Source organism: Candidatus Formimonas warabiya (assembly GCF_002777255.1).
Taxonomy (GTDB): domain Bacteria; phylum Bacillota; class Dehalobacteriia; order Dehalobacteriales; family Dehalobacteriaceae; genus Formimonas; species Formimonas warabiya.
In genome coordinates this window covers 3,716,871-3,742,885 of the sequence record NZ_CP017634.1, presented here as the reverse complement: position 1 = coordinate 3,742,885, position 26,015 = coordinate 3,716,871, and the positions used below count along the sequence as shown (strand labels likewise).

The window sequence follows — 26,015 nt, the reverse complement described above, 5'->3', positions numbered from 1 at the left end:
ACTTGGCTCAGTTTCATCTGGGAGATATTGTACGGCTGAAAAAGCCCCATCCCTGCGGGGGCTATGAATGGGAAGTAATGCGTACGGGAATGGATTTCCGTATCAAATGTCTCACCTGCGGGCACCAGGTAATGATCTCACGGCCCAATTTTGAAAAGAGGGTGAAAAAGGTCGTGAAAAGTAATGTACCTGAAGAAACGCCGCCTGCTGAAAGCTGACGGGGCGGAATAGAGAGCGTTTTCGGGAACCGGCTCCGTCTTTTAAAAAAATAATTTGTCTCTCTTGTTAATTTATGCTATAATACCGTGTGTCACTATAAGCAGTAGTGTCCCTGCCCCGCTGAGGCGCCTTTCGGCGCCGGGGCCGTTAGTCCAAAGGGAGGAGGTGAAGATCATGCGGGCATACGAAGCCATGTATATTATCCGACCCGATTTTGATGAAGAAAAAGTACAGGCGACGATGGAAAAGTATTCCTCGCTGATCCAGAACAACGGTGGTGAGCTGGTCAAAGTAGACCTGTGGGGAAAACGCAGACTGGCTTACGAAATCAACAAGTTGCGCGAAGGTTTTTATGTTTTGGCCAAATTCAACGGTGCGCCGGAAACTCCGGCAGAGTTGGAGCGTAACTTCAAGATTTCCGATGACGTGATCCGTTATCTGATTGTTAAAGAGGGAGAGTAAAAAAAACAGGTGGTGATTTTCCGTGCTTAACCGAATTGTTCTCATAGGGAGACTAACAAAAGACCCGGAATTGCGTTACACGCCAAACGGAGTAGCCGTGGCAACCTTTACTTTGGCCGTTGACCGGAACCGGAAGAATGCACAAGGGGAAAGGGAAACGGATTTTATCAATATCGTGGTTTGGCAAAAACAGGCGGAAAACTGTGCCAACTATCTGTCCAAAGGAAAGCTGGCCGCCGTTGATGGCCGTCTGCAGATCAGAAGTTATGACGGGCAAGATGGGCAAAAACGCTGGATTACCGAAGTTGTTGCGGAAACCGTACGTTTCCTAAGTCCGAAAGACTCGGGCGGCATGAGTTCTGGGGATTTCATCGGTACGGAAATCGAACCTCCTGATGACGATTTGCCATTTTAGGATGAGGAGGGAAAAAAATGTCTGAAAACGAACGTGGTGACCGGGGCGGCCGGGGAAACCGGGGGAACCGGGGACGTCGCGGCCGGAAACGGGTTTGCAGTTTCTGTGTAGATAAGATAGATGTCATCGATTACAAGGATATCGGCAAACTGAAAAAACATATTACCGAGCGGGGAAAAATTCTTCCCCGGCGGATTTCCGGCAACTGTGCCAAGCATCAGAGAGGGTTGACCCTGGCAATTAAGCGGGCTAGAAACATCGCTTTATTGCCGTTTACGACAGAATAAAGGTAAAAAAACAAGGGGAGCATTTGCTCCTCTTTCTTTTAATCAGTCGAAAGTCTAAAGTTAAAAGTCAAGAGTCATGTATTAGCTATTTTGTCTAAGTTTCAAAGGTTAAATGTCAGAATTCACTTATTACGGTTTTAGACTTTAGACTTTGGACCTTTGACTCATGTTTGTCACCTGTCCCCTAATCTGTCATAAATTGACCACCGGCTCCGGCAGGAAAAGGCCTAGGACTTGCAGAAACTATTAGGGATATTTTACTGGAGGGGGTAATTACATGCACTCCAACACCAGGGACGTAGACATAGCAAAAAACCTGAAGGTGATTGAGTGGCTGAAGGCAGAATTGGTTAGCTCTGTGGCAGCTTTACTCAGGGCGATGGTAAAGGGCAGTGAAGGGCTAATTTTAGATTGTATTACGGGAATAATAATCACGACCTATGTTTTGGGGAAACGGTTGGGCATTCCTTTTTCCCGCATTGATCTAAATGTGAAAGCCCGGCTGCAGGACAGTGCCATGAAAGAGCATGAAGTGGAGAAATGGTTTGGCGACATTACGGGCCTGAGGCATTATGTGGAGGAAAACAGACGGTGAAATTTGAACAAAGCGGATCCAACCTATCGGTACGTGCCCTTACAGAAGGGGCATTGATGGCGGCATTATCGGCGTTAATTGTAATTATTACCATTTACATTCCTTTTTTAGGATTTCTTGGTCTTTTTATTTGGGGTCTTCCTATTATAGTTTTAATTGTGCGACATAATATTAAGGTAGGTGTAATGGGATTAATAGTAACAATAGCAATAGTCGCTATTTTTGCTTACCCTGGGCTTCCCTTAGTCTTAATATTTAGTGGGCTTACAATATTATTTGGTTATTATTTTAAATATAAATTGAATCCAGTAAAAGCAATATTGTTGGGGATAATAGTGAATGTTTTTTCATTCTCTGCATCAATTCTCATAACGATATTCGGGTTAAATTTTACTTTTTCTCAAATAATTTTACAACCAATACAGGTATTAGATCAGAGTTTAATAATTTATAAACAATCGGAGTCTCTTAATAGGTATTTATCTTTACAAGGAATCACTTTTGAGCAGTTTAGGCAAACAATGCTTCACCAGGCAGAGATTTTGATCCCCGGTAGTTTTCTATTTGGATGTGCTCTTTTTTCTTTATTGATTTATTTAATAGCAAAAAGCATATTAAAGAGATTAGATTATGATGTACCTTTTTTGCCTCGTTTCCAAGACTGGCATTTTCCATGGTATATTGTATGGGCACTAATATTAGGTTTTGGACTAAAAATAATTGGAGACCATTTCAGTAATTCTTTGATACAAAATATCAGCTACAACATTCTATCAGTATTATTAGCTTTTTACTTAGTAGCAGGGATTTCTTTTGTTGTCTTCTATTGGAAAAATTATTCGCCTACCCTTTTTTCGAGAATGATGATTGTCTTTTTATTAGTATTTTCTGGTGCTTTCATTGGTTATTTGCTTGCAATGATCGGAGTTTTAGATTCATTGTATGATTTTCGACGTCTTGTTAAGAGAAAAAGAGAGGACTAAGCTGGATGCAGGCTTTTTGATCGGGAAAATAGAGGTGAAAGGAGTCGCCTTTTGTGTTTGAGCCATACCAAATGATGATGCTTTTTCTGGGACTGCTCTTGGTGGTGTTTGCTTTATATGCGGTCCAGAGAAGGACTTGGCTGAAAAAAGAGGAAAAATTGTTTCAAAAAATTGACATCGTCACAGAAGAACTTTTGGATTACATCCCTGTGGGTATCGCGGTGGTGGATGAAAAAGCGACCCTTCTTTGGTATAATTCTTTCTTTGGCCGGATTTTGGGCCGGGAAGACATCAAAGGAAATATCGGATATTTATTGCCCGAACTGGCCGTACACAGGCATCCCTGGTTTTCCCAGGAAAAGACGATTCAAATTACTTTAAAAGAGAAAATCTTTCGGGTAGAAAGCCGCAGGTTAAAAAACGGCAGTGGTTTTGTCCTGAGCTTTGAGGATATTACGGAGCGGGTAAATATCGATCAGCATCGGCAGGAAGATCGACCGGTGATCGGTTTGATTCAAATCGATAATTTTTCTGAAACGGTTCAAGATGTGGAAGAGGAAAAACGACCCCTTTTGCTGGCGGAAATCGATAAGGTTTTAGCGGAATGGGCCGTGAAGATGGAAGGGATCTTAAGAAAATATGCGGAAGACCGTTATTTATTGGTGATCAGTCAGGAGGCTTTGCGGGAAAGCCAAAAAAGCCGTTTTGACATTATGGACCGGATGCGGGAAATTAATTTAGGGAACAAGATTCCCCTTACTTTAAGTATGGGGATCGGCACTGGGGAAGAGACCATCATGGATTTGTCCCGCTTAGCCCATGGCGGGCTGGAACTGGCCTTGGGCCGGGGCGGTGATCAGGCGGTGGTCAAATGGGCCGACCGGGTTTTGTTTTATGGGGGAAAAAGCAATGTAGTGGAAAAGAAAACCAAGGTAAGAGCCCGGGTTGTGGCCTATACCTTGCGCCATTATATTCAGCAGGCATCCAACGTGATTGTCATGGGCCATGAAGGCTCAGATCTGGATAGTGCCGGAGCCTCTTTGGGTGTAGCAAAGATTGCTTTGAATTATGAGAAACAGGTGCATGTGGTATTGGATAATTCCTCCGGTACCTTAGATAGACTTTTGGAGATTATGGAAGATTACCCGGAGTATACCCGGAGAATCTTTTCCGGCAGAGAAGCCCTGCAAGCTGCCAACAAGGATACGCTGCTGGTGATTTGTGATACCCACAAGCCTTCTCTGTTAATTGAGCCGGCCGTGTTGGGAAAGGTGGGCCGGACCATTCTTATTGACCACCATCGCCGGGCGGAAGAGTTTATCAATGAAGCTCAGCTTGTCTATGTAGAGCCTTACGCGTCTTCCACTTGTGAATTGGTTACGGAAATTCTCCAATACCTGGGAGAGGAAGTCACGCTGGATTCTTTAGTAGCCTCGGTACTGCTGGCGGGAATTGTGGTGGATACGAAAAATTTTATTTTTCAAACCGGGGTCCGTACCTTCGAGGCGGCAGGTTTTCTACGCCGGGCAGGCGCAGAAGCTCATTTGATCCGAAAATTGCTCCAGGACGATTTTGATACCGTACTGGAAAGAGCCCGGGTGATCCAAAGCTCGGAAATTTTGTATGGACGTATTGCTGTGGCCATACTGGACCGGATCGTGCCCCATCATACCATTATTGCCGCCCAGACTGCGGATATCTTGCTGAGTATTGAGAATATTAAGGCTTCTTTTGTCCTTTATGCGGTTCCGGAGGGGGTCCATATCAGCGGGCGTTCCAGTGGAGAAATAAATGTGCAGGTGCTTTTAGAAAGACTGGGCGGGGGCGGGCATTTGACCGTGGCCGGCGCTCAGTTGAAGGGAATAGGGATTCCGGAAGCAAAAGAAAAGCTGAATACTGTTTTGAAAGAGTATTTAGAGGAAAACAGTGGCGTGATATGAGGTTTAGTACAAATTTGGGGGGTGTATGGCGATGAGAATTATTTTAACACAAGATGTTAAAAGCTTGGGAAAAAAAGGAGATGTGGTCCAGGTTGCCGAGGGTTACGGCCGGAATTTTTTGCTGCCCAGAGGACTGGGCATGGAGGCTTCTCCGGCAAACATGGCGAGTTTGGCCCACGAAAACGCCCGGCTGCAGGCCAAAAAAACGAAGGAGCTGGAAGATGCAAGGGCTTTAGGGAAAAAGCTGCAGGAAGCGGTAGTCCATATTGCTGCCAAGGCCGGAGAAGGGGGCCGGCTTTTTGGCTCGGTTACGAACAAAGAAATCTCCGAACAAATCCAGCACCAATTCCAGGTAGAAATTGACAAGAGGAAAATTGAGTTGAAAGAAGCAATTAAAAGTATAGGGACGTACGATGCGGTGGTCAAACTTCATTCCGAGGTTCAGGCTAAAATTAAAATCGACGTTTCCGCCCAGTGATCCCAAAATACCATGACAATTAAGCGCATACGACAGGAAGGGGTAAATTGAATGAAAGGGTTCTTAGACAAATTCATCGGCCAGAAGCAGCAAGTGGATATCAACAACAAGAGCGAGGATATTGAGCATCAGGTAGCGGCCTTATATTCTTTGGTAAGTGATATTTTTGGTTCGGACCGGGTGGTCATTAAGGCCACAAAACTGGAAGCGCTGCCCTTACTTCGCTCTACGGACGTAGCAGAAAAAGTGTTAGGGCTGCAAAAGATTGTTTTTAAGGATCCTACTTTAGACGCGGTTCCCCGCAGAGAGGATATTCCGGCCATTATTCAGGAAATCGAAGGAGAACTGGCTGATTATATTGCCCGCCGTTCCGTAGAGGAAAGACTGGAAAAAATGATTGCGGACCGCATGCAGGAACGGCATGAAGAATATATGAAAGAAATAAAAATGCAGATTGTCAAGGAGAACAGCGGGCCGGAAAATGCCCAGACCTTGAAAAAGCTGGCGGTATTGGAAAAAATGGAGCATACCAGATTGGCCCGTTCCGCCATGGAGGTATTAAGACCCCGGCAGTTGGAGGAAGTGGTGGGACAGGAGAAAGCGCTGAAGGCACTGATCGCCAAGATTGCCTGCCCGTTTCCCCAGCATGTGATTTTGTATGGACCTCCCGGGGTGGGGAAAACCTCTGCGGCCCGGTTAGCCTTGGAAACGGCCCAAAAAATGAAGACGACCTCTTTCGGGTCCGAGGCCAAATTTGTAGAGGTAGACGGAAACACCTTGCGCTGGGATCCCAGGGATGTCACCAATCCCCTCTTGGGATCCGTGCACGACCCGATTTATCAGGGCGCAAGAAAAGATTTGGCGGATACGGGCATTCCCGAGCCGAAACTAGGTTTGGTCACGGAAGCCCACGGGGGCGTGCTGTTTATCGATGAAATCGGGGAAATGGACCCCATGCTGTTGAATAAATTGTTAAAAGTCTTGGAAGATAAACGGGTTCAGTTTGAATCATCCTATTTTGATCCCTATGATGAAAATGTGCCCCAATATATCAGGAAGCTTTTCCAGGATGGAGCGCCGGCGGATTTTGTGCTCATTGGGGCTACCACCAGAAGTCCCGGGGACTTAAATCCTGCCCTCCGGTCCCGGTGTGCGGAGGTGTTTTTTGAGCCCCTGACGCCCCAGGATATTAAGAAAATCGTCATGAATGCGGCGGATAAGCTGGAAATTGGATTTGATGCCTCCGTACCGGATATCATTGCCGAATATACTATTGAGGGACGGAAAGCCAACAATATTCTCGCAGACGCCTTCGGACTGGCCTTGTACAGGCAACAGGTTTCTCCGGATGAATCGGGCGGAAAGGTATTTGTCACCAAGGAAGACGTCTATGAGGTGGTACAGATATCCCGCCTTGTTCCTTATGTCGTTCAAAAGGCATCGGAACAAAGGGAGGTAGGCAAGGTTTTTGGCCTCGGGGTGGCCGGCTTTGTGGGATCGGTTTTGGAAATTGAGGCAGTGACTTTCCCCTCAAAAGAAGGAAAAGGTCAGATCAGATTTAATGATACGGCAGGCAGTATGGCGAAAGATTCTGTTTTCAATGCCTCTTCTGTGTTTAGAAAAGTATGCGGTGAGGACCTTTCAGGTTATGATGTCCATGTCAACGTGGTCGGAGGGGGCAATATTGATGGTCCTTCTGCCGGAGTAGCCATTTTCTCGTCCATATACAGTGCCGTGTACCAGAAACAGTTGCGTCAGGATGTGGCGGTAACAGGTGAATTGTCTATTCAGGGCAAAGTGAAACCGGTGGGGGGAGTATTTGAAAAAATCTACGGCGCGAAACAAGCAGGGATGATGAAAGTCCTTATTCCTAAAGATAATGAAAATGATATCCCTAGCGGGATTAAGGGGATTGAAGTGATCACCGTTTCTACGGTGGAAGAAGCATTGGAGTATCTGTTGGCTTAAGGGTATTCCCCGGGTCAACAGGATCCGGTTTCCGGGTACCGGGAACCGCTATATTTTCGTGGGAGGCAAAGGAACGTGAGTGTCGCTTTAGACCGGGTTCCTCCGCAGAACCTGGATGCCGAGCAGGCATTGCTGGGAGCGTTAATGCTGGATAAGGAAGCTATTTTTAGCGTTGTTGAGCATGTCCGCTCCACCGACTTTTATAAAGAAGCACACCGGATTATTTTTGACTGTTTGCTTGACCTAAACGACCAGGGAGAGCCGGTTGATTTAGTGACATTAGTGGAGGAATTGCGTCAAAAAGGCCATTTGGAGAAGGTAGGCGGCATTTCCTACGTGGCTGCTTTGGCGAATGCCGTACCAACGGCCGCCAATGCAGTTTACTATGGCAAAATTGTCGCGGAAAAAGCCTTGCTTCGTTCTTTAATCAGTATTTCCACCCGGATTGCCCAACAGGGCTATGATCAAAGTTCGGAACCGTGGGAATTAATCGATGAGGCGGAAAAAATGATTTTTTCCGTTACCCAGCGTAAAGCCCGGGACGGATTTGTTCCCATCAGGGATGTGGTCGTCGCTACTTTTGAGCAGATCGGTCAGATCAAGGCAACTGAAGGGGTCACGGGAATTCCTACTTTTAAAAACCTGGATTACTATCTTTCCGGGCTGCAAAAAAGCGATCTGATTATTGTTGCGGCCAGACCGGCGATGGGAAAGACTTCCTTTTGTTTAAACATTGCCCAGAATTCCGGGGTCAAATACGGAAAAACTGTGGCCGTATTCAGCCTGGAAATGTCCAAAGAACAGCTGGTACAAAGGATGCTCTGTGCGGAAGCCAGAGTGGACCAATCCAAGGTAAGAACCGGATATGTTACGGAAGAAGAATGGCGCAGGCTTTCCGTAGCATTGGCTCCTTTGGCGGAAGCAAAAATTTATCTGGATGATACCCCCGGTATTACCGTATTGGAAATGCGGGCCAAAGCCCGCAGGCTGAAAGCAGAAAAAGGACTTGATTTGATTGTGATCGATTATATTCAGCTGATGCAGGGAAACCGCCGGTCGGAAAACAGGCAGCAGGAGATCTCAGAAATATCCCGCTCCCTGAAAGCATTGGCCCGGGAATTGGAAGTGCCGGTATTGGCTTTATCCCAACTGTCCCGTGCCGTGGAGCAAAGTTCCGATAAAAGGCCCACCCTGAGCCACTTGCGGGAATCGGGCGCTTTGGAGCAGGATGCCGATGTGGTGATTTTCATCCACCGGCCTGAGTATTATGATCCGGATACGGAACAAAGGGGTATTGCGGAAATCATTGTGGCCAAGCACCGCAACGGGCCGGTAGGAAAAGCGGAGCTGGCATTTTTAAAAGAATATACCAAGTTTATGGACCTGGCCAAAGAACCGGGCCAAGGATCCTATTAATTATTTATTGGTGAGCCAGGGAAAGTTCCCTGGCTCAAGATAACTTATCTTCGTTAAAGAAGATGGTAAGCCTTGCTGGCTGCCATCTTCCATTTTTAAGAAGCAGGTGAATCACCTCTTTACTTAAAGGAATTCGGTTCTTCTTTGGGGACGTATTTAATAATTTCTTCGTTTTCCAAAAACTTAGCTACTCTTTCCAACCAGTAATAATACTTTTTGTCTTCTTTGATTTTATTGAAATCTAACTCGGCTTGCCGTTTTATTTCGTCGTCTGAGCTTTGTAAAAGCTGCTCATAGATAGGTTCAACTTTGTCGTAATCTTTCAAGGCAATTTCTCTTTCCGCTTTAGCTTGCATGGCTACAAATTCCAAGTAATTCTTAAAAAAGTCTGTTCGGGCACGATAAAGATGTTTTCGGCTACCTTTTGTCCAAACACGATCAAGCATTTTAACATCAATTAAACTTCGTGCCACATTGCTCATGGCTGTTTTACTCATTCCCATTTCTTGGGCCATTTCGTCTAATGTCATGGGTTCTTCGTGGAAATATAGGATTCCAAACAAGCGGCCATTTGAGGGTGTTATGCCATATAGTCTGATTTGTTCCCCTAAAGAATTAATTATTATTTGTCTTGCTTTATCTAGCATTTCCCTTTCTTCTGTACCCATCAATTATCCTCCATTTTTTGAAAAAGATTCTACAGTACAAATTGTACTAAAGTCTTCTATCACTGTAAAGTAACAGGGATTAGTATCCCATGAAAACGGCTATAAATATAAGAGATCGGGTAATAGTAGGAGCATTTAGCGTAAAAATAAATATAAATCATGCATTTTATTAAGTATTTGTCTAAATCCGGAATTTGAGATGTAGAAAAAAGTGTATTATATTAAGTTTGTACAGTTCAAACTGTACAAACTTAATATAATTTGTTTCTGGGAGGATTTATTAAATGGTAAAGATGAAAATAATTGAACTAATAGGCAGTTTTGCAGAGAGAGGTTTTCAGCATGGCCAGTTACTTCAGAAGGAAATTCATGAATTTTATGAGACATGGATAAAAGTTGCACAAGAAGGCCCTAATCCTCCTAGGGAGAAAGATCTGCTTGAATATGCAAAAATGCACCTTCCTTATGCACAAAAATTTGCCCCGGAACTTATTAAGGAGATCGAAGGGATTGCCCAAGGGGCAGATATCGACTTTGAAAAAGTATTTTTTTTGAATTGTTACGATGAAGTGAGCAGCTATAGTCCTGATGTGGTAGCAAAAGGGCTAAAGGGTTGTACATCCTTTGCGGCAACGGGAACAGGCACATTTTCTGGATCAACGTTCATTGGGCAAGGCTGGGACATGGATAGTTGGTACATGCCATATATTTTTCACAGTAAGCCAACGGATCATGATAAGGAAATCATTGGTTTGATCCATCCCGGGCTAATTGGGGGTTCTGGGTTAAATGATTCAGGCATTGCGTTTGTATGGAACAGCTTAAAACCAACTGACACAAGAATAGGGGTGCCTGTAAATTTTATCGGAAGGAAAGTATTGCAGCAAAACAACCTATCCGGTGCGATAGGAATGGTAATCAGTGCTTATAGAGCTAACGGATTGAATTATTTAATTGCATGCCCTGAGGCTGCTGTAAATGTAGAAGCAACAGCCCAAAAGTACGCTGTCTCCTATGTTCACGATGTCTTTTCTCATGCAAACCATTATGAAGCATCCAGCCTTCTTGGATATGAAGAATATTTGCCTAACATCGTTCCCGACACCCTGGTTCGGAGCGGTAGAATGCGTCAATTGTTAGAACAATACAAAGGTTCAATAGATCTAAATGTCTGTAAAAAACTAATGTGTGACCATGTTAATTATCCAGGAAGTATTTGTAGGCATTATAGTCCAAATAGCCCGTGGCAGACTCAATCATCGATTATTTATTCACCGAAAGACGGTTTAATGCTTGCCAGTAACGGTAGGCCATGTGAAGTGGGTTTTGATGAATATCATTTAGAACACAAATCATAATTTAATTGTTGATAAACAGTTTCGGGAAAAGTGGTCTAAGACAGGGGGTGTTCAAATCATAAAGGTATCATTATAAAGAAAAATAAAAATATGTTTCAATTTGAAAAGGAGGTTAATCATGAATTTTTCTCATGCTGCTTTATTAGTAATAGACCTACAGATGGTAAGCTGGCCGAATGAATACTATGGTGTTCCCAATATGCCCCAAATTGTAAAAAATGTACAACCAGTCTTGACCGGGTGCAGGAATATGGGTATACCGGTGATTTATACGAGACAATACCATAGCAAAAGCGGTATTGATACATCTAGAGGAGAGCCACGATTACCTGAGGGCTATCCTTATATGGAAGGTTCAGCAGGCCTGGAAATTGTTTCTGCGATCAAACCGGCTGAAAAGGATATTGTAATTAATAAACACCGGTGGAGTGCTTTCTTTAATACGGAAACGGAAATTATTTTACGGCGTCTGGGAATTGAACATTTAATAATGTGCGGAGTAACTACTGATTGCTGTGTAATGTTAACTGCCTATGACGCCTTTTACAGGGACTATCTGATAACAATTATTGAGGATTGCTGCGGGGCAACGGAACATGCATTGCATCAGGCTAGTATCATCAATATGGCTAACTGGATTTACCAAAGCAAAATAATAAAGGCTTCAGAATTAGTTAAAGCTCTCGAGGATAAACCATATTCCGTTTGGGAATGGCAATCCCCTGGTGCATTCACATATACACCTGATACAATGACGCAGGTCTTTAGCAAGTTAAAATAAAAGCATTTAAGACAGTATTTTTTAAATTATGATAGGAATTACTTTTAAGAGAGGACAAATTTTAGTTTCCAACCATTTTCCCGAAATTTTCCCATGCTGAATACTATTCCCAATATTACCTCACCTTTGATCCCTTCCAACATTTGTTAACTTAATATTCAGCCTAAGATTAGATGCACATAGGTACTGTAAAGTAGCAAAGGAAAATAATAAGTAACATCTCACTACGATAATATAAGGAGGGTAAACCGGATGTCTGCAAAAAGTGAGACAGCATCTAAGATTCAGGAGGAGATTGACCAGAGGATTCAATTAATGGAATCCCCTGAATTTCAGCCAATACCAAGGCTAACTAATAGGGATTATCAAATCATACTTGGGGCCTCGATTATTTGTATGATCGGAATTATTCTGGGGCTCTATTAAAAAGTGAAGTAGTATCTTTAGTAGATATATTAAAGGAGGGGAATTTTCAGTGGACACCGAAAGCAGAGTAAATGAAGAAGTGTATTATGGGACAATCCCGATACTGCCGAAAGAAAGGATTTATGGTTTTTGGGATACTTTATTAATCATGAGTGGATTCGCCATCGCAACGTGGTGCTATGTTCAGGGCGGTTATATAGCAACAATAGCTGGCATAAAAGAAATTATTTTTTGTACTATTTTTGGGGCAACACTGGCTGGATTAATTCTGTGTTTAAGCATTATTGCTACAAATAGGTATGGCATAGACTTATGGTTCTACCAAAGAGCGGTATTCGGCTATAGGGGTCTAATTGTGGTGTGGCTCCTAATTTTTTCCGCTACTTGGGGATACGAGGCAATTGATGCTATTATGTACGGCAATGCCATTATCCTATTGTTTAAAGCGGGAGGTATTAATTTGGCCACATCGTGGAACCCCTGGATTGCTACGACATGTATTCTTTTCGGTTGGTGGATAGCGATTAAAGGGCCGGTTGCTGTAAAGACTTCTACATATATTATGGTGCCAAGTTTAATGCTCGTTGGATTAATTATTGTTTTCCTGGTTTTTAGCCAATATTCATTGATGGAAATTCTTGCGATGAAGCCAATAAATGCTGGTAATTATGGTAATAGATGGGAAACATATATGCTGATTTTAGAATGGAACATCGCTTTTGTAATTGCCTGGTATCCCAATATGGGGGGTATTCCAAGACTAGTAAAAACGGAAAGAAAAAGTTATTGGGCCCATGTTTTCGCTTGCGCTACAGTGATGGGGGTATTTATTATTATTGGTGCGTTAACCGGGATGGCGATGTCGCAAGTTACCGGGACGGCAAGTACGGACCCTACTGAGTGGTTAGTGAAACTCGGGGGACCTAAATTAGGATTATTATCTCTAGTTTTTATCTGTGTAGCAAATGTTACGACACAAGCAGTTGCTACGTATACTCTTACTGTTAGTACAAAAGTATTGAAACCCGACTGGGATTACAAAAAAGTTGCCACTTTTTGGTCCCTTTACTGCATTCTTTTAGTTTTTTGGCCGTTAGTTTGGAAATATTATACGACCTTTCTTGCCCTTGTAGGTGCTATTAGCGGACCAGCGATTGCGTTAATCATTGTAGACTTTTTTATTTTAAGAAAACAAAAGTTTTCATTAAGGTCACTTTATCGAAGTCAGGGTTCAGAAGCATATAACTATACTGCAGGTTTTAATATTCCAGCATTAATAGCTTTTTTTGCTGGGATGGTATGCTATTATTCAGTCTATGATCCTATTGCTACCGTACCCAAAAGCGGAATATTTTATTTTACTACTGCAACTGGATTAGCGATGATTGTAAGTGGGGGTATTTATGTTGTGCTGAGCAGATTTAAATGGGTTAATCAGTATTTAAGAAAAGATCTACATGGAGATTTTAATGGGCTTGATGGAAAGAATAGCTATCATCATTCTCAGCCAGCAAACCCGATGCAATAAGCGAAATGAAATCAAAGATAAGAACTCCCCTAAGTATATATCCAAATTTTGAAATATGAAGAGGTAACCAGTAAAGGTTACCTCTTCTCAGACTGCTGCGAAAGTCATCATTAATTTTTCGGATTAAAATAGTTCGTACATAGACGTTAATAATGTAAGTCAAGGGATGGTAGGCCTAATTTTCGAGATTTTCGTTTCCTACTTAGTGCTATTTTCGTGATAGATGATGAAGCTAGGGAAAGTGTTAAAAGTGAAAAGCAAATGCAAAAATCCCTGTAATATTTTTAGATCGAGAAAATATTACGGGATTTTTGCATCTTAATCTTGGTATCAGGTCAGGAAACTAACATATGTTAAGTGATGCTAATTAACTTCAAACGTGTCAAAAATAGTAAGAAAATATTTTTCCAAAGGTAAGATTGTCGGGAACATAATGGTATTTGCTTTTATCTATCCCGATAGAAGAAAAAAATCAATATGTTTAATTATTCAACGAAGTCAGTGAGTCAGAGAACCGTCCCCTGACTCACTTAAAATATTTTACAAAGCATCTCTTTTTCCGGAACAAAAAGGTTGGACTTTTTCGTCTAGTGAGAAGAAAAATAAGAGATATTTAACATGTTTGTGTCAGATTTTGTTTTCCGGAAAGGATGTTGGGCGTGGAGATCAAGATTGATAGCCTAAAAGTAAAGCATATTTCTTTCCGTGCCGGAGGCTTGGTATTACTTCTGTTGACGGGGATAGGCATATGGATACTGAGTAATACGATGCAGGCCCGCCACCAAGTGGATCTGCTGGAAAACATGCTGCAGGCGGAAAAATACCAGGAAGCCAGAGGGGTCTTTGAAGGCTTGAAAAAGTACGGTGGCACTTACAGTGAACAAGCAGCAAACCACATCACGGAGGCTTTGGCCGGCCAAATGGAGGCTGTCTTCAGTCAGGCATTAAAGGGTGATCCGGTATCTCCCGCCAAAATTCAAGGTTTAAAGCAATTTCCCGAGCAATTTTCCCCCCTATTGGATGCTGAACTGACTAAAGTTACCAACCTCTATTGGGATCAGAAAATCACCTATTCCATGTTGGCCGAGGAGCTAGGCGTCTTGCAGAGTATCACAGGCAAGACCACGGAACTGGCTAAATATCAATATTTGGCCCGGGCAGAAATGCTGCGCCGTCAGTATGCTTATGATGAAGCCGAACAAGTGTTGGATGAGGCTTTGCAGACTTATCCCGGAGATCCGCTGTTAACTTCCCGACTAACCCAGTGCTGGAAAGAGGCCGGGCAGTTGGTCCCATATGACGGACCAATTCCCCATCTCTTTTTTCATCCTTTGATCGTTTACCCGGAACTGGCTTTTGATGAAGACAATCTTGCGCAAGGGTACGAAGATTATTTTATTACCGTCCATGAGTTTAACAGAATCCTTGATGCCCTGTACAAAAACAACTACCTGCTAATCGGCCTGGATACTGTCTTTGCGAAGAGTGAAGAAAAGGGGAAGCCGGTTTTGGTAAAAAAGAAGCTATACTTACCACCGGGCAAAAAACCTCTCATTATTTCCATCGACGACTTGAACTATTATGAATATATGCTTAAAAACGGCAATGCCCATAAATTAATCCTGGACGGCAAGGGTAATATTGCCGTGTTATCCTTTACTCCTCAAGGAGAGAAAGTAATCAGCCGTGATCTTGAGATCATACCTATTCTGGATCAATTTGTCGAGAAGCATCCGGATTTTTCCTGGCAAGGGGAAAAAGGGATCATTGCCTTGACCGGATACCAAGGGGTGCTGGGCTACCGGACCCAAGACGGTTCTCCTAGTGCGGAGCAGGAAAAAAAGGAGGTACTCCCGGTGATTCGGCACCTAAAGGAGACGGGATGGTCCTTTGCCTCCCATGGCTATGGTCATCTGGATGCTGCCAAAGTAAGTTATAAAATTTTTGTCCGGGACACTTTGCGCTGGAAAGAAGAAGTAGAATCATTGACCGGTGCCACCAACATCTACATCTATCCTTTTGGCAGCAAGGTGCTGCCCGGGGATGCCAAGTTCCGGTACTTACTGGATTCGGGCTTTCAAGTGCTCTGTTCCGTAGGTCCTACAGAATATCTAAAGAGCACGCCCGCTTATGCCATGATGGACCGCAGACATATCGACGGCCTGGCTTTTTACTACCAGCGCGACAGGCTGAGGAATTTCTTTGATACTGAATCAGTAACAGATCCCATGCGGCCCGTACAGAAATAAAAGCCTAATTAAGGGTGGCTAATCCCTTACCCCTCCCGGCCTTCTCTGAACTCACTCGTTTCTCGAATTTAATGGCTGTTACGGCCAGAATAAGGAGATGGAAAAAAGGTTATTCTAAAACTATTCTTATCAAACGTAATTTTGAGCATTTACAAAGCCATAAGGGGAGATTAGCCATAGTGCCCAAGTATCTAATCTATCCGATGTTTACAGCCATTTTTGCCTTTGTCCTGATCGCCACCGTGCCCAAAACGGAAATCCGCCGCTTATCCATTTACGGAATTATCTTCGGGGGCATCATGGATGTGATCGTACACATCTTCGGCCATATTACCGGTTTGTTCAGCTGGATAAATTATGGCCCCTTTGCCTTTAAGGGGATATCCATTTTTGCCAGTGTTGCCTGGGCAATTTTTTTCATTTTATATTTCTATTTTTTGCCCAAACAAAAGCCCTTGAACTATATTTTTGTTAGCGCTGCAATTGGTACTTCTGTACTGTATTATAATCTGATGATTGATCTGGGCATTTTTGGAACACCAAGCAGGATGATTGTACCTATACTGGGTTTTACGCTATGGTTTGGTGTGGCCACGTGGGGATTTTATAAATTGAATGCCTTCATCGAAGGGCAGCCCCAGGACGGACAGCTCCAAAAGGAAAAAAGCAGCCCATGGATAAGATTGTCACCCCAGCCGGCCAGAAAAATTGAACAGAAAGAAAAGAAGAGAAGTATTAGATTAATCAGATACTGGCATAAGGATTAGAGGGCATTTTTAAACATATTTATGATATCCTCCCTGGAAGCCTGCCTGGGATTCGTAAAGGTAATAATGTCCTTTAAAGCGTTTTGAGAAAGTTCCTCAAGAACACCTTCCGCTACCCCCATTTGTTTCAATCCTTCCGGAATGCCGATCTCTGTACAGAGTTTTCTGATCGCTTTATGGATTTTTTTCATAGCTTCCCCTTTAGACCCGGCTTTTTGGCCAATTGTTTCACTTATTTTCATCATGCGATCTTCCGGGACAGATGGGCAATTAAATTCAATGACATAAGGGAGCAGAACCCCGTTATATACACCATGGGGCCCGGTATAGAACCCACCCAGTTGGTGCGCCATCGCATGGGTAAGTCCTAAACCGGCATTGTTAAAGGCCATTCCAGCCATTGCAGCGGCATACATCATTTGTTCTCTAGCCTCCAGATCATTGCCGTTATTGTACGCCCTGTCCAGATAATCAAAGGCCAGTTTTAAGGCCCCAAGGGCCAAATGATCTGTTATCGGTGAGGCCTCTGTAGAGATATAAGATTCTATGGCGTGTACCACCACATCTATTCCTGAGCTGGCAGTTACTTCCCTGGGCATCGTGGACATAAACATGGGATCGTTGACTGAAATAAAAGGTGTAATTTCAGGGTCGCCGATGGTCATTTTAACTTTTCTGGATTCATCTGCGATAATTGTAAAAGAGGATACCTCAGAACCTGATCCGGCTGTCGTGTTAATGGCAATTTGGGGAAGTACGGGTTTGGTCACTTTGTTATATCCTTCATAATCGCTAATGGCACGGCCGTTTGTTGCCAGTATCGCAATCGCTTTGGCACAATCATGATTTGTTCCGCCCCCAATAGAGATAATGAAAGCGTAATCCCGCTTTAACATATTGATCCCTTTATGAAAATAGGACAACCCATCTTGGACAAAAGAAACGGTTGGATTGGGGTGCAGCACGCCGTCAAAAATGTCATAAGAAATAAACAAGCTTTTTAAGATTGTTTCAATCATTTCCGCATACCCTAAGGAGATGATGTTTTTATCGGTAACAATGAGGGCCTTTTTAAGTTTCCAGGAAAGAAGCAGAGTGGGCAAGTCCTTGAGGGCGCCTACACCCATCAAATTGGTCCTGGGCATAATAAAATTGTGCGTATTCTCCATCATGATCTCCTGCTCATTAAAAATGATATGTGATCAGTGTCTGATCGATTTCCTTTAAGCATAATCATATTATTTTCCTGGCCAAAAAAATTATCCAGGAAACATGGGTAAGCCGGGCAATTTTCGAGCAGTTTTACGAATGACAGGAAATATGGTCTTAGGCTGGAAAAAGAGGAAAAGGGGCATCAAAAAAGGGAAAAAACTTGCACAAACGGTTACAATCATGTAAAATTAATAGAATAATCAAAGGGTCAATCCTGATTTTTGAATTAGAGGGAGGAAGTTTTTATGGCAAGGATGTACTACGATAATGATGCTGATTTGTCGCTGCTGGAAGGGAAAAAAATTGCGGTAATCGGCTATGGGAGTCAGGGACATGCCCAGGCGCAAAGCTTGAAAGACAGTGGAATGGATGTCGTTGTGGCTGAGAAACCGGGGAGTAAAGCCTGGGACCAGGCTGTAGCCGACGGAATGACGGTTACTACGGCCTCGGAGGCGGCTGCTCAGGCAGATATCATACATATTTTACTACCTGATGAATTGCAGGCCGGCATCTATAAAGAAGCCATTGAGCCCAACCTGAAACCGGGAAATATTATCGGCTTCTCTCACGGGTTTAACATTCATTTTTCCCAAATCGTGCCTCCGGAAAACGTGGATGTAATTATGATTGCCCCCAAGGGGCCGGGGCATCTGGTCCGAAGACAATTCAAAGAAGGCGCCGGGGTGCCTTGTTTAATTGCGGTGAAACAGGATTATTCCGGTAAAGCGAAAGACTATGCCTTAGCCTTTGCTAAAGGAATTGGCGGGACCAGAGCAGGAGTCATTGAAACAACCTTTAAGGAAGAGACGGAAACCGACTTATTTGGGGAACAGGCTGTTTTGTGCGGCGGTTTGACCCATCTGATCCGCTCCGGTTTTGAGACCTTGGTGGAGGCCGGTTACCAGCCGGAGATCGCTTATTTTGAATGCCTCCATGAAATGAAATTAATTGTTGACCTAATCTATGAAGGCGGCATTGCCAACATGAGATACTCCATCAGCGATACGGCTGAATGGGGAGATGTCTCTATCGGTCCCCGCATCATCACCGAGGAAACGAAAAAAGAAATGAAGAAAGTGCTGGGAGAAATCCAGAACGGTAAGTTCGCCCAGGGGTGGATTTTGGAAAACAGGGCCGGACGTCCCATGTACAACGCCATTGTGAAGAGAGACAAAGAGCATCAGATTGAAAAAGTAGGGGCAGAACTGCGTAATATGATGTCCTGGCTGAAGAAATAATGGAATGGCCGATGTAAAAACCCTTCTGTCTTAATCCCTTTCCAGCTCCCGCCGTTTGGAGGACAATTTCTTCCTTGGGCGGGAGCTTTGCGTTTTATTAAAAGATTTCTATCTAAGCTATAATTTTTTCTTGTAATTAGAATAAAAAATTTTTTTTTTTTTTTTTGAATTAAAACTAACTTCTTTTGAACCTATTTACAACAGGGGAAATATGGAATATATTGTAATCAATGTATGAATAGGGGGTGTAAAAATGGCTAAATTATTATACCAAGGACATTCGAGCATTAGAATTACATCAGATAGCGGGGTCGTGATCTATGTGGATCCGTTTGTCGGAGAGGGTTATGATCAACCGGCTGATATCATACTGGTTACCCACCAGCATTATGACCACAAGCGGATCGATCTTCCCAGTCGTAAAAGTGATTGCGTTGTCATTCAGAATTGGGATGCCATGAAAAACGGCGCGTATCAGACTTTCTCAGTAAAAGGAGTAACAATAACTGCTTTCCCGGCTTCCAACAAAAATCACAAGCGGAAGGAATGTGTCGGGTATATCATTGAGGTTGACGGCAAAAAATTGTATCATGCCGGAGACACATCAAAAATACCTGAAATGAGAGACTTAAAAAGCTTGTCTCTGGATTATGCATTCCTTCCGGTAGACGGTAAATTCAACATGGACGCAGCCGAGGCTGCCGAATGTGCTTCCCTGATCGGAGCTGCTGTATCCATACCTTTTCATACGGATCCTGAGGTGCTGTTTGACGAATCAAAAATAGAGGGATTTACCGTAAATAACCGAAAGATTATCAGACCGAATGATGAATTTACCCTGTAAAATAGTAAAAACCCTGTAACCTAGGGAACAAACTTACAAAAAGCTAAGCTGAGATATCGGATGATCATCCTTACTATCTCAGCTTTTGCTTACAAGGGATTTTTTAAAAATCTTAAATCCGGCAACTGAAAACCGGTCACCCGGATCCCGGACTTTGACCTAATCACTATACAGCTTACCTGCTACCGCATAGTCTTCTTTTTCCATTTCTCTAATTACGATGCTGACCGCTTCCGGAGGGCAGCTGAGGGTTTTGCAGACGGCGCCGGTTACTTCTTTTACCATTTCTCGTTTTTGGGCAACGGTACGTCCTTTTAAAATTTCCACCTGGATAATGGGCATTTTTATCACCTCCAAAATTATTTTATAGCACTTCGACGCGGGCGAAGCAATTCCTTTAAAAGCAGGCTGTGATTATGGCTAGAAAAGCAGGTTTTCAAAGAAAAATGTCAAATAAAAAATAATTTGGTTATCCTAAATAGGGGAAAAAAACTGGAGAAAAGAAAGTTTAGCAGAAAGGTGGGGTTCCCATGCGCATCGGTGTTTTAACCGGGGGAGGAGACTGCCCTGGCTTAAATGCGGTGATCAGGGCGGTAGTAAAAACTGCCGTCACAGATTATGGAATGGAAGTTTGGGGTGTCAAAGACGGATACAGAGGACTGGTGGAAGAAGAGCTTATTCCTTTGGGCATAGAACAAGTAGCAGGAATTTTGCCCAAAGGAGGAACCATTTTGGGCACTTCCAACCGGGACAGCCCTTTCCGGTACGGGATAAAAGTAAACGGACAGTATGTTTATTCCGACCAGTCCGACAAGGTTTTGCACGTGATAGATCAGTATAAGCTGGAAGCGTTGATTGTGATTGGAGGCGACGGCACCCTGACCATTGGCCAAAAACTTTCAGAAAAAGGGGTTAATGTGATCGGCGTACCGAAGACCATAGACAATGATTTATCGGCCACCGATGTCACATTTGGATTTGATACGGCTGTCACGACTGCAGTGGAGGCGATTGACAAGCTGCACACAACGGCAGAAAGCCACCACCGGGTGATGATTGTGGAGGTGATGGGCCGGGATGCAGGATGGATTGCCTTACATGCCGGGCTGGCCGGGGGCGCGGATGTTATTTTAATCCCGGAAATACCCTTTACGATCGAGGCCGCATGTAAAAAAATAGCAGAACGAAACGAGCGGGGCCGTCATTTTAGCATCATTGTGGCCGCAGAGGGAGCTGTTCCTTTGGGAGGAACGCCTGTCACCTCCGGGGTAAATGAAGGAAACATTTACAATCCTTTAAAACTGGGGGGCATCGGGAAATTTGTCCAGGAAAAGATCGTGGAATTATCGGGCCATGAAACAAGAGTGACTGTTTTGGGCCACCTGCAGCGAGGAGGAAGCCCCACTCCTTTTGACCGCATTTTAGCAACCCGGTATGGAACCGCCGCCGTCCGTGCCTTGGCCCGGGGGGAAAAAGTGTCCATGGTTTGTCTCCGGGGTCAGGATGTAACCACAGTTCCTTTGATAGAAGCGATCAAACAGCTAAAACAGGTTCCCCCCCAGGGAGATCTGGTCAAAACAGCCAAATCTATGGGAATTAGCTTTGGGGAGCCGCAAGAATCATAAATCCCCCTTTGCCTATTTAAACCTGACCGGACAGTCAGGTTTTTTTAATGAAAAAAATAACCAAAGTATAAGGTTTTGGGGGCGAGGATTCAAACCTTACACTTGGTATTTAAGAGGCATCCCTCTGATTAATTTATTCGCACAGGGCTGATTATTTGTGGGGGTGCAATTTTTTGACGTTTTAAGTTGTTTAATTTGTTGACGCCATCGACACCTTTTGGCTTTTTTTTCCGCCGGCTTTTTACTATAATGGGGTGGTGAAAAAAAGGAGGGTGTGATCCGAGTGAACAAAACAATGGTTATGGTATGTATTATTTTTGCCCTATGTTTTTTGGGTGTTTGCAATGAAGCGTGGGCTGATCAAGAGGTTTCCTTGACGGTGCATCAGGGAAGTGTCACCCAAACCGTTTATTTATCCGGGATCATCGGCAGTACCACTTTTCTTCCGGTCCGAGATATTTCTGCGGCGATTCATGTGCCCTTAGCGTGGGATCAGGATACCGGGTCGGTAGTTTGGCAGACCAATGGGCAAGCGACAGTAATCACTCCCGGGATAGAGACTGTTTATGTGGTAAAGGATGCCGTGACGCCCTATCAATTTGGGGAAAAAGCATTTATGGAAGAGGGAAGGGTGTATCTTCCCTTGAGAATGGTGGAATTATTGGGTGTAAAGGTCTGGTATGATGCAAAGACGGGAGGACGCGGATTAGATGTGCCTGCGCATATCAATGATCAGGCCGGTCCCCCTGCACCGGAAAAATTAAATGTGGTCCGTGACCTGATCGTTAAGGAAAAAGAAAAAATGCCCAAAAAGATGGGCTCTTATGCCACCTATTTTAACCTTTCCTATAAATCCCGCACGGAAAACTTAAAGCTTGCCGCAGAAGCGCTCGATAACGTAGCGGTTGCTCCGGGACAAATTTTTTCCTTTAATGATACCGTAGGGCCGAGAACACCCGAAAGGGGATACCGGGAAGCCATTATTTTTGTGAATAAACAAGAGGTGGAAGGGTACGGCGGGGGAGTATGCCAGGTCTCCACCACCTTATATAATGCCGTTCTCGCGGCGGGGCTGGAGGTTGTAGAAAGACACCGCCACAGTTTGCCGGTCACATATGTTCCTAAGGGCAGAGACGCTACGGTGAATTTTGGAACGGCAGACTTCCGGTTTAAAAACAACACGGAAAAAACAGTGATTCTACATGCTTCTGTGGTTAAAAATAAACTTTCCGTGGAAATATTCTCCGCACCCATTCAGTAGTCAGGAGCAAGAAGTTCAATAATTTTGCGCTAAAATTTCTCCTGAATTCCGGCTGGGGAATTCCGAAGAGCCGAATAGTAACCTTTTCAGAATCGTGATATAATGGCATTAGGAATGTCCTAACTTTTTTGGCAACATTTTTATAGTGGCGGAGAATCACTTTACCAGGCCGGAAACAAGGAGGGAGAAAGTTGGTCATACAGATGAAAGGAACCCTGCCGGGTTTTGTTACACTTAAAGAAGCCTTGACCCTGTCCCGGGAACAGAATCGGGAAAACCACCGGAAATTTGTCAACCCGGAGATGGTAACCCTTTTGGGCTTAATAAATTTTGACAAGATGTTTGTCCGGGCGGAAAATTGTTCCGTGTGGGATGCAGAAGGAGAGGAATATCTGGATTTTCTGGGCGGGTATGGGGCTCTGAACCTGGGGCATAACCACCCGGAAATTGCTGCCGCCGTGGAATTAGCGCGGCATACCCCCAACCTCCTGCAGGCGGCACTGAATCCTTTAGCGGGGGCTTTAGCGAGAAATTTGGCTCTGGTGACGCCGGGAGATCTTCAATATTGTTTTTTTGGCAACAGCGGGGCAGAAGCCGTGGAAGGAGCGATCAAACTTGCCCGGGCGGCATCCGGCCGGAAAAAAATTATTTCCTGCCAAGGGTCTTTTCATGGCAAGTCCTTTGGGGCTTTGTCCGTAACCGGCCGGGAAAAATACCGCAAGCCCTTTCAGCCTTTACTCTCCGAAGTGGAATTTGTTCCTTATGGCCAGGCGGAAGCCGTAGAAAAAGCCCTATGCGGCCGGGATGCGGCCGTTTTTATTGTGGAGCCCGTTCAGGGCGAAGGGGGTATTATTGTACCTCCCGAAGGTTATTTACGGCAGGTGAGAGAGATCTGTTCCTCCTACGGAACCCTGCTGATTATGGACGAGATCCAGACCGGGTTTGGACGGACCGGGACCATGTTTGCTTGTGAGCATGAGGGGGTTGTGCCTGATATTATGTGCGTAGCCAAGTCCTTCGGGGGAGGAATTATGCCTTTGGCGGCCTATATCGCCAAAGAGGCTGTATGGAAAAGTGCTTACGGCAGTGTGGATAAAGCCACCTTGCATACGTCAACTTTTGGGGGCAACAGCCGGGCTGCGGCGGCAGGAATCACAGCGTTAGAGGTGATGTGGCGGGAGAATCTGGCTGCTCAGGCAGCAGAAAAAGGGGCGTATGTAAAGGATAAATTATTGAAACTTCAGGAGCGTTATCCTTTTATCAGAGAGGTGCGGGGACGAGGATTGATGCTGGGCCTGGAATTTGCCCAGCCGGACCACAATTTTCTCAACCGTTTAACGGGAGGGGCTTTAGAAAAGGTAGCGCAAGAATATTTAGGGGCTCTGGTGGCCGGGGAATTGATGAACAAACACCATATTATCACGGCCTATACCTTAAATAATCCTAACGTGATCCGCCTGGAACCTCCTCTCACGGTTTCTTTTGCTCAATTGGATCGGATGGTGCAAGCATTAGAACAGGTGTGTGAAAAAAATAAGGGATTCGGGGACATGGTGCTATCCAGCGCGAAAACGGTCCTTGGCGCCCTGTTTAAGCGAAAGTAGAAGCGGGTACCGGGATCCGGGTTTTCGGTCAAGAATGCGAACAATAATGGTAAATCGATAAAAAATATTCGGATTTTATTTGACAATTTTTCCGGCTTCTGCTAAACTAAATAAGGATTATGGGCAAAAAAACCGACCATAAATTTTCATGGAGATAGGCCTGAATAGAGTTTTTAGTAAAAGATTCTATTTGGGTAATTTTTGTGCCAAAAAACGGTCACAATAGCAACAAGACAGATCAGGAGAGATGAAAATGAAGGATAAATATGATGTGGTGGTAATTGGAGCCGGCCCGGCAGGCATATTCACGGCCCTTGAATTGGCCCGAAGCAATCCTGACATCAAGACTTTATTGATTGATAAAGGACGTACCATTGAAAAGAGAACCTGCCCGGCCCGGGAGCAAGGTCATTGCTGTAATTGCGACCCCTGCGGCATTACCAGCGGCTGGTCAGGAGCAGGCGCTTTCAGTGACGGTAAGCTCTCTCTCTCTCCTGCGGTGGGCGGCCGGATCACCGATTATATGTCCCATGAAGAAGCTCAGGAAGTGATTCATTATACGGACAAAATATACCTGGAGTTTGGAGCGCAAAATGTGGTCTATGGTCTTGATGACAAACGCGTGGATGACATTATGTATGAAGCTTCTAAATACAGCATTCAACTGATCCCTTGCCCGGTGCGACACCTTGGGACGGAACGGGCTTTTGACGTATTGAAGGGAATGTACCATTATCTCATCAATGAAACCAATACCGACTTTTTAGAGCTTACCAAGGTGCGGGATATCTTGACGGATGAGGGCAAAGTGCGCGGGGTCCTGGTGGAGCCCAAGGGGAAAGACCCCTTTGAGATTTCTGCCGAATTTGTGGTAGCTGCTCCCGGCCGGGGCGGGGCAGAGTGGCTGTCTCAACAAACCAGGCTGTTAAATATTAAAACTGATAATAACGAAGTGGATATCGGGGTAAGGGTGGAAGTGCCCAATTCTATTTTGGACCATCTCACCCGGGATCTTTATGAGGCGAAGCTGGTTTACTATTCCGATACTTTTGACAACCGGGTGCGCTCCTTTTGTGTAAATCCCGGAGGCGTCGTTTCGGAAGAGCATTATGACGGGCAGATTGCCGTGGTCAATGGGCATAGCTATGCCGATGAAAAATTAAAAACCAATAATACCAACTTTGCTCTTTTGGTCTCCACCAAGTTTACCCAGCCCTTCAATGAGCCGATTGAATACGGAAAATATATTGCCCGTTTGGCGAACATGCTGACGGGGGGCGGTGTGATGGTGCAGCGTCTGGGCGATGTGATTAAAGGCCGGAGAACGGATTATGACCGCCTTAGGAAATCAACGACCATTCCCACATTAAAGAGCGCTGTACCCGGTGACTTAAGTTATGTCCTCCCCGCCCGCTATCTGACTTCGATTATTGAGACCATTAAGGCATTTGATAAAATTGCCCCGGGAATCTATGCGCGGAATACCTTGCTCTATGGGGCAGAAGTGAAATTTTATTCTTCCAAGGTAAAAGTATCCCACAATTTTGAAACCGATGTGAAAAACCTCTATACCATCGGCGACGGAGCGGGTATTACCAGGGGCCTGATGCAGGCATCGGTAACCGGAGTGGTCGTGGCGAGAGATATTGTATCAAGCTTTAAGCACGGGGCTAAAAAATAATAAAGCTTAG

Annotated in this window: 25 protein-coding genes; 22 read left to right on the top strand and 3 right to left on the bottom strand. The window is 44.4% G+C overall.

Annotated elements, in window-relative coordinates; translation table 11 throughout:
• Nucleotides 1-2 precede the first annotated feature (2 nt).
• The 10 genes from DCMF_RS17040 (at nt 3) to dnaB (ending at nt 8,763) form a co-directional block, all read left to right on the top strand.
• The gene (locus DCMF_RS17040) at nt 3-218 is read left to right on the top strand and encodes a DUF951 domain-containing protein (protein WP_148135521.1); all 216 of its coding nucleotides are present in this window, start codon (nt 3-5) and stop codon (nt 216-218) included.
• A 175-nt stretch (nt 219-393) separates the two neighbouring features.
• Nucleotides 394-681, top strand: coding sequence for a 30S ribosomal protein S6 (gene rpsF / locus DCMF_RS17035; RefSeq protein WP_148135520.1), 288 nt, complete (start codon nt 394-396; stop codon nt 679-681).
• Between the two features lie 22 nt (nt 682-703).
• Nucleotides 704-1,096: a single-stranded DNA-binding protein gene (ssb, locus tag DCMF_RS17030; protein ID WP_148135519.1), complete on the top strand. Its 393-nt coding sequence runs from the start codon at nt 704-706 to the stop codon at nt 1,094-1,096.
• A gap of 17 nt (nt 1,097-1,113) precedes the next feature.
• A complete protein-coding gene (rpsR, locus tag DCMF_RS17025; protein ID WP_148135518.1) occupies nt 1,114-1,383 on the top strand; it encodes a 30S ribosomal protein S18 in 270 nt (89 codons plus the stop codon).
• Nucleotides 1,384-1,660: 277 nt separating this feature from the next.
• Nucleotides 1,661-1,978, top strand: coding sequence for a MazG-like family protein (locus tag DCMF_RS17020; protein ID WP_148135517.1), 318 nt, complete (start codon nt 1,661-1,663; stop codon nt 1,976-1,978).
• Nucleotides 1,975-2,961 carry a YybS family protein gene (locus tag DCMF_RS17015; protein WP_214658679.1) on the top strand — a complete coding sequence of 329 codons (987 nt, stop codon included), beginning with the start codon at nt 1,975-1,977 and terminating at the stop codon, nt 2,959-2,961. The genes DCMF_RS17020 and DCMF_RS17015 overlap by 4 nt, the downstream gene beginning before the upstream one ends.
• Nucleotides 2,962-3,014: 53 nt before the next feature.
• Nucleotides 3,015-4,901 carry a DHH family phosphoesterase gene (locus tag DCMF_RS17010; RefSeq protein WP_148135515.1) on the top strand — a complete coding sequence of 629 codons (1,887 nt, stop codon included), beginning with the start codon at nt 3,015-3,017 and terminating at the stop codon, nt 4,899-4,901.
• A gap of 31 nt (nt 4,902-4,932) precedes the next feature.
• Nucleotides 4,933-5,379: a 50S ribosomal protein L9 gene (rplI, locus tag DCMF_RS17005; RefSeq protein ID WP_148135514.1), complete on the top strand. Its 447-nt coding sequence runs from the start codon at nt 4,933-4,935 to the stop codon at nt 5,377-5,379.
• Nucleotides 5,380-5,430: 51 nt separating this feature from the next.
• A complete protein-coding gene (gene lonC / locus DCMF_RS17000; RefSeq protein ID WP_148135513.1) occupies nt 5,431-7,347 on the top strand; it encodes a Lon family ATP-dependent protease in 1,917 nt (638 codons plus the stop codon).
• Nucleotides 7,348-7,422: 75 nt separating this feature from the next.
• Complete coding sequence (gene dnaB / locus DCMF_RS16995) at nt 7,423-8,763, top strand: replicative DNA helicase (protein ID WP_148135512.1); 1,341 nt, start codon at nt 7,423-7,425, stop codon at nt 8,761-8,763.
• Between the two features lie 119 nt (nt 8,764-8,882).
• Here dnaB and DCMF_RS16990 read toward each other — a convergent pair whose 3' ends face one another.
• Entirely contained in the window at nt 8,883-9,431 is a 549-nt protein-coding gene (locus DCMF_RS16990) for a GbsR/MarR family transcriptional regulator (RefSeq protein ID WP_148135511.1), read from the bottom strand.
• Nucleotides 9,432-9,715: 284 nt separating this feature from the next.
• Between DCMF_RS16990 and DCMF_RS16985 the strand changes: the two genes are divergently transcribed.
• The 6 genes from DCMF_RS16985 to DCMF_RS16965 all read left to right on the top strand — a co-directional run bounded on the left by DCMF_RS16985 (nt 9,716) and on the right by DCMF_RS16965 (nt 16,540).
• Complete coding sequence (locus tag DCMF_RS16985; protein ID WP_148135510.1) at nt 9,716-10,789, top strand: C45 family autoproteolytic acyltransferase/hydolase; 1,074 nt, start codon at nt 9,716-9,718, stop codon at nt 10,787-10,789.
• Between the two features lie 118 nt (nt 10,790-10,907).
• Nucleotides 10,908-11,570, top strand: coding sequence for a cysteine hydrolase family protein (locus tag DCMF_RS16980; protein ID WP_148135509.1), 663 nt, complete (start codon nt 10,908-10,910; stop codon nt 11,568-11,570).
• Nucleotides 11,571-11,822: 252 nt separating this feature from the next.
• Complete coding sequence (locus tag DCMF_RS29290; RefSeq protein ID WP_214658678.1) at nt 11,823-11,996, top strand: hypothetical protein; 174 nt, start codon at nt 11,823-11,825, stop codon at nt 11,994-11,996.
• 49 nt (nt 11,997-12,045) lie between these two features.
• Nucleotides 12,046-13,524, top strand: a complete 1,479-nt coding sequence (locus DCMF_RS16975) for a cytosine permease (RefSeq protein ID WP_148135508.1) — start codon at nt 12,046-12,048, stop codon at nt 13,522-13,524.
• 659 nt (nt 13,525-14,183) lie between these two features.
• On the top strand, nt 14,184-15,773 hold the full coding sequence (locus tag DCMF_RS16970) for a polysaccharide deacetylase family protein (RefSeq protein WP_148135507.1): 1,590 nt from the start codon (nt 14,184-14,186) through the stop codon (nt 15,771-15,773).
• Between the two features lie 179 nt (nt 15,774-15,952).
• Nucleotides 15,953-16,540: a hypothetical protein gene (locus tag DCMF_RS16965; RefSeq protein ID WP_236860050.1), complete on the top strand. Its 588-nt coding sequence runs from the start codon at nt 15,953-15,955 to the stop codon at nt 16,538-16,540.
• On the opposite strand, the gene DCMF_RS16960 is transcribed toward DCMF_RS16965, so the two are convergent.
• Nucleotides 16,537-17,709: an iron-containing alcohol dehydrogenase gene (locus DCMF_RS16960; protein ID WP_214659409.1), complete on the bottom strand. Its 1,173-nt coding sequence runs from the start codon at nt 17,707-17,709 to the stop codon at nt 16,537-16,539. The two genes, DCMF_RS16965 and DCMF_RS16960, sit on opposite strands and share 4 nt — an antisense overlap.
• A 288-nt stretch (nt 17,710-17,997) precedes the next feature.
• On the opposite strand from DCMF_RS16960, the gene ilvC reads away from it, so the two are divergent.
• Nucleotides 17,998-18,990, top strand: a complete 993-nt coding sequence (gene ilvC / locus DCMF_RS16955) for a ketol-acid reductoisomerase (RefSeq protein WP_148135505.1) — start codon at nt 17,998-18,000, stop codon at nt 18,988-18,990.
• Between the two features lie 253 nt (nt 18,991-19,243).
• Nucleotides 19,244-19,834, top strand: a complete 591-nt coding sequence (locus DCMF_RS16950) for an MBL fold metallo-hydrolase (RefSeq protein ID WP_148135504.1) — start codon at nt 19,244-19,246, stop codon at nt 19,832-19,834.
• Between the two features lie 159 nt (nt 19,835-19,993).
• On the opposite strand, the gene DCMF_RS16945 is transcribed toward DCMF_RS16950, so the two are convergent.
• Complete coding sequence (locus tag DCMF_RS16945; RefSeq protein WP_148135503.1) at nt 19,994-20,176, bottom strand: 4-oxalocrotonate tautomerase; 183 nt, start codon at nt 20,174-20,176, stop codon at nt 19,994-19,996.
• A gap of 188 nt (nt 20,177-20,364) precedes the next feature.
• Here DCMF_RS16945 and DCMF_RS16940 point away from each other — a divergent pair, with 188 nt between their 5' ends.
• The 4 genes from DCMF_RS16940 (at nt 20,365) to DCMF_RS16925 (ending at nt 26,005) form a co-directional block, all read left to right on the top strand.
• A complete protein-coding gene (locus DCMF_RS16940; protein WP_148135502.1) occupies nt 20,365-21,459 on the top strand; it encodes a 6-phosphofructokinase in 1,095 nt (364 codons plus the stop codon).
• 283 nt (nt 21,460-21,742) lie between these two features.
• Nucleotides 21,743-22,720, top strand: coding sequence for a VanW family protein (locus DCMF_RS16935; RefSeq protein ID WP_148135501.1), 978 nt, complete (start codon nt 21,743-21,745; stop codon nt 22,718-22,720).
• 203 nt (nt 22,721-22,923) lie between these two features.
• The gene (locus DCMF_RS16930; RefSeq protein WP_148137958.1) at nt 22,924-24,324 is read left to right on the top strand and encodes an aspartate aminotransferase family protein; all 1,401 of its coding nucleotides are present in this window, start codon (nt 22,924-22,926) and stop codon (nt 24,322-24,324) included.
• A gap of 253 nt (nt 24,325-24,577) precedes the next feature.
• Nucleotides 24,578-26,005, top strand: a complete 1,428-nt coding sequence (locus tag DCMF_RS16925; RefSeq protein WP_148135500.1) for an NAD(P)/FAD-dependent oxidoreductase — start codon at nt 24,578-24,580, stop codon at nt 26,003-26,005.
• Nucleotides 26,006-26,015 lie beyond the last annotated feature (10 nt).

What these genes read in the sequence shown, in the direction of transcription:
- rpsF (WP_148135520.1), top strand. Translation starts at nt 394, where the DNA reads ATGCGGGCATACGAAGCCATGTATATTATCCGACCCGATTTTGATGAA.
- rplI (WP_148135514.1), top strand. Translation starts at nt 4,933, where the DNA reads ATGAGAATTATTTTAACACAAGATGTTAAAAGCTTGGGAAAAAAAGGA.
- DCMF_RS16960 (WP_214659409.1), bottom strand. Translation starts at nt 17,709, where the DNA reads ATGGAGAATACGCACAATTTTATTATGCCCAGGACCAATTTGATGGGT.
- DCMF_RS16950 (WP_148135504.1), top strand. Translation starts at nt 19,244, where the DNA reads ATGGCTAAATTATTATACCAAGGACATTCGAGCATTAGAATTACATCA.
- DCMF_RS16925 (WP_148135500.1), top strand. Translation starts at nt 24,578, where the DNA reads ATGAAGGATAAATATGATGTGGTGGTAATTGGAGCCGGCCCGGCAGGC.
- DCMF_RS16930 (WP_148137958.1), top strand. Translation starts at nt 22,924, where the DNA reads ATGAAAGGAACCCTGCCGGGTTTTGTTACACTTAAAGAAGCCTTGACC.
- rpsR (WP_148135518.1), top strand. Translation starts at nt 1,114, where the DNA reads ATGTCTGAAAACGAACGTGGTGACCGGGGCGGCCGGGGAAACCGGGGG.
- DCMF_RS17020 (WP_148135517.1), top strand. Translation starts at nt 1,661, where the DNA reads ATGCACTCCAACACCAGGGACGTAGACATAGCAAAAAACCTGAAGGTG.
- ilvC (WP_148135505.1), top strand. Translation starts at nt 17,998, where the DNA reads ATGGCAAGGATGTACTACGATAATGATGCTGATTTGTCGCTGCTGGAA.
- DCMF_RS16940 (WP_148135502.1), top strand. Translation starts at nt 20,365, where the DNA reads ATGCGCATCGGTGTTTTAACCGGGGGAGGAGACTGCCCTGGCTTAAAT.
- DCMF_RS16945 (WP_148135503.1), bottom strand. Translation starts at nt 20,176, where the DNA reads ATGCCCATTATCCAGGTGGAAATTTTAAAAGGACGTACCGTTGCCCAA.
- DCMF_RS16980 (WP_148135509.1), top strand. Translation starts at nt 10,908, where the DNA reads ATGAATTTTTCTCATGCTGCTTTATTAGTAATAGACCTACAGATGGTA.
- DCMF_RS16990 (WP_148135511.1), bottom strand. Translation starts at nt 9,431, where the DNA reads ATGGGTACAGAAGAAAGGGAAATGCTAGATAAAGCAAGACAAATAATA.
- DCMF_RS29290 (WP_214658678.1), top strand. Translation starts at nt 11,823, where the DNA reads ATGTCTGCAAAAAGTGAGACAGCATCTAAGATTCAGGAGGAGATTGAC.
- lonC (WP_148135513.1), top strand. Translation starts at nt 5,431, where the DNA reads ATGAAAGGGTTCTTAGACAAATTCATCGGCCAGAAGCAGCAAGTGGAT.
- DCMF_RS16985 (WP_148135510.1), top strand. Translation starts at nt 9,716, where the DNA reads ATGGTAAAGATGAAAATAATTGAACTAATAGGCAGTTTTGCAGAGAGA.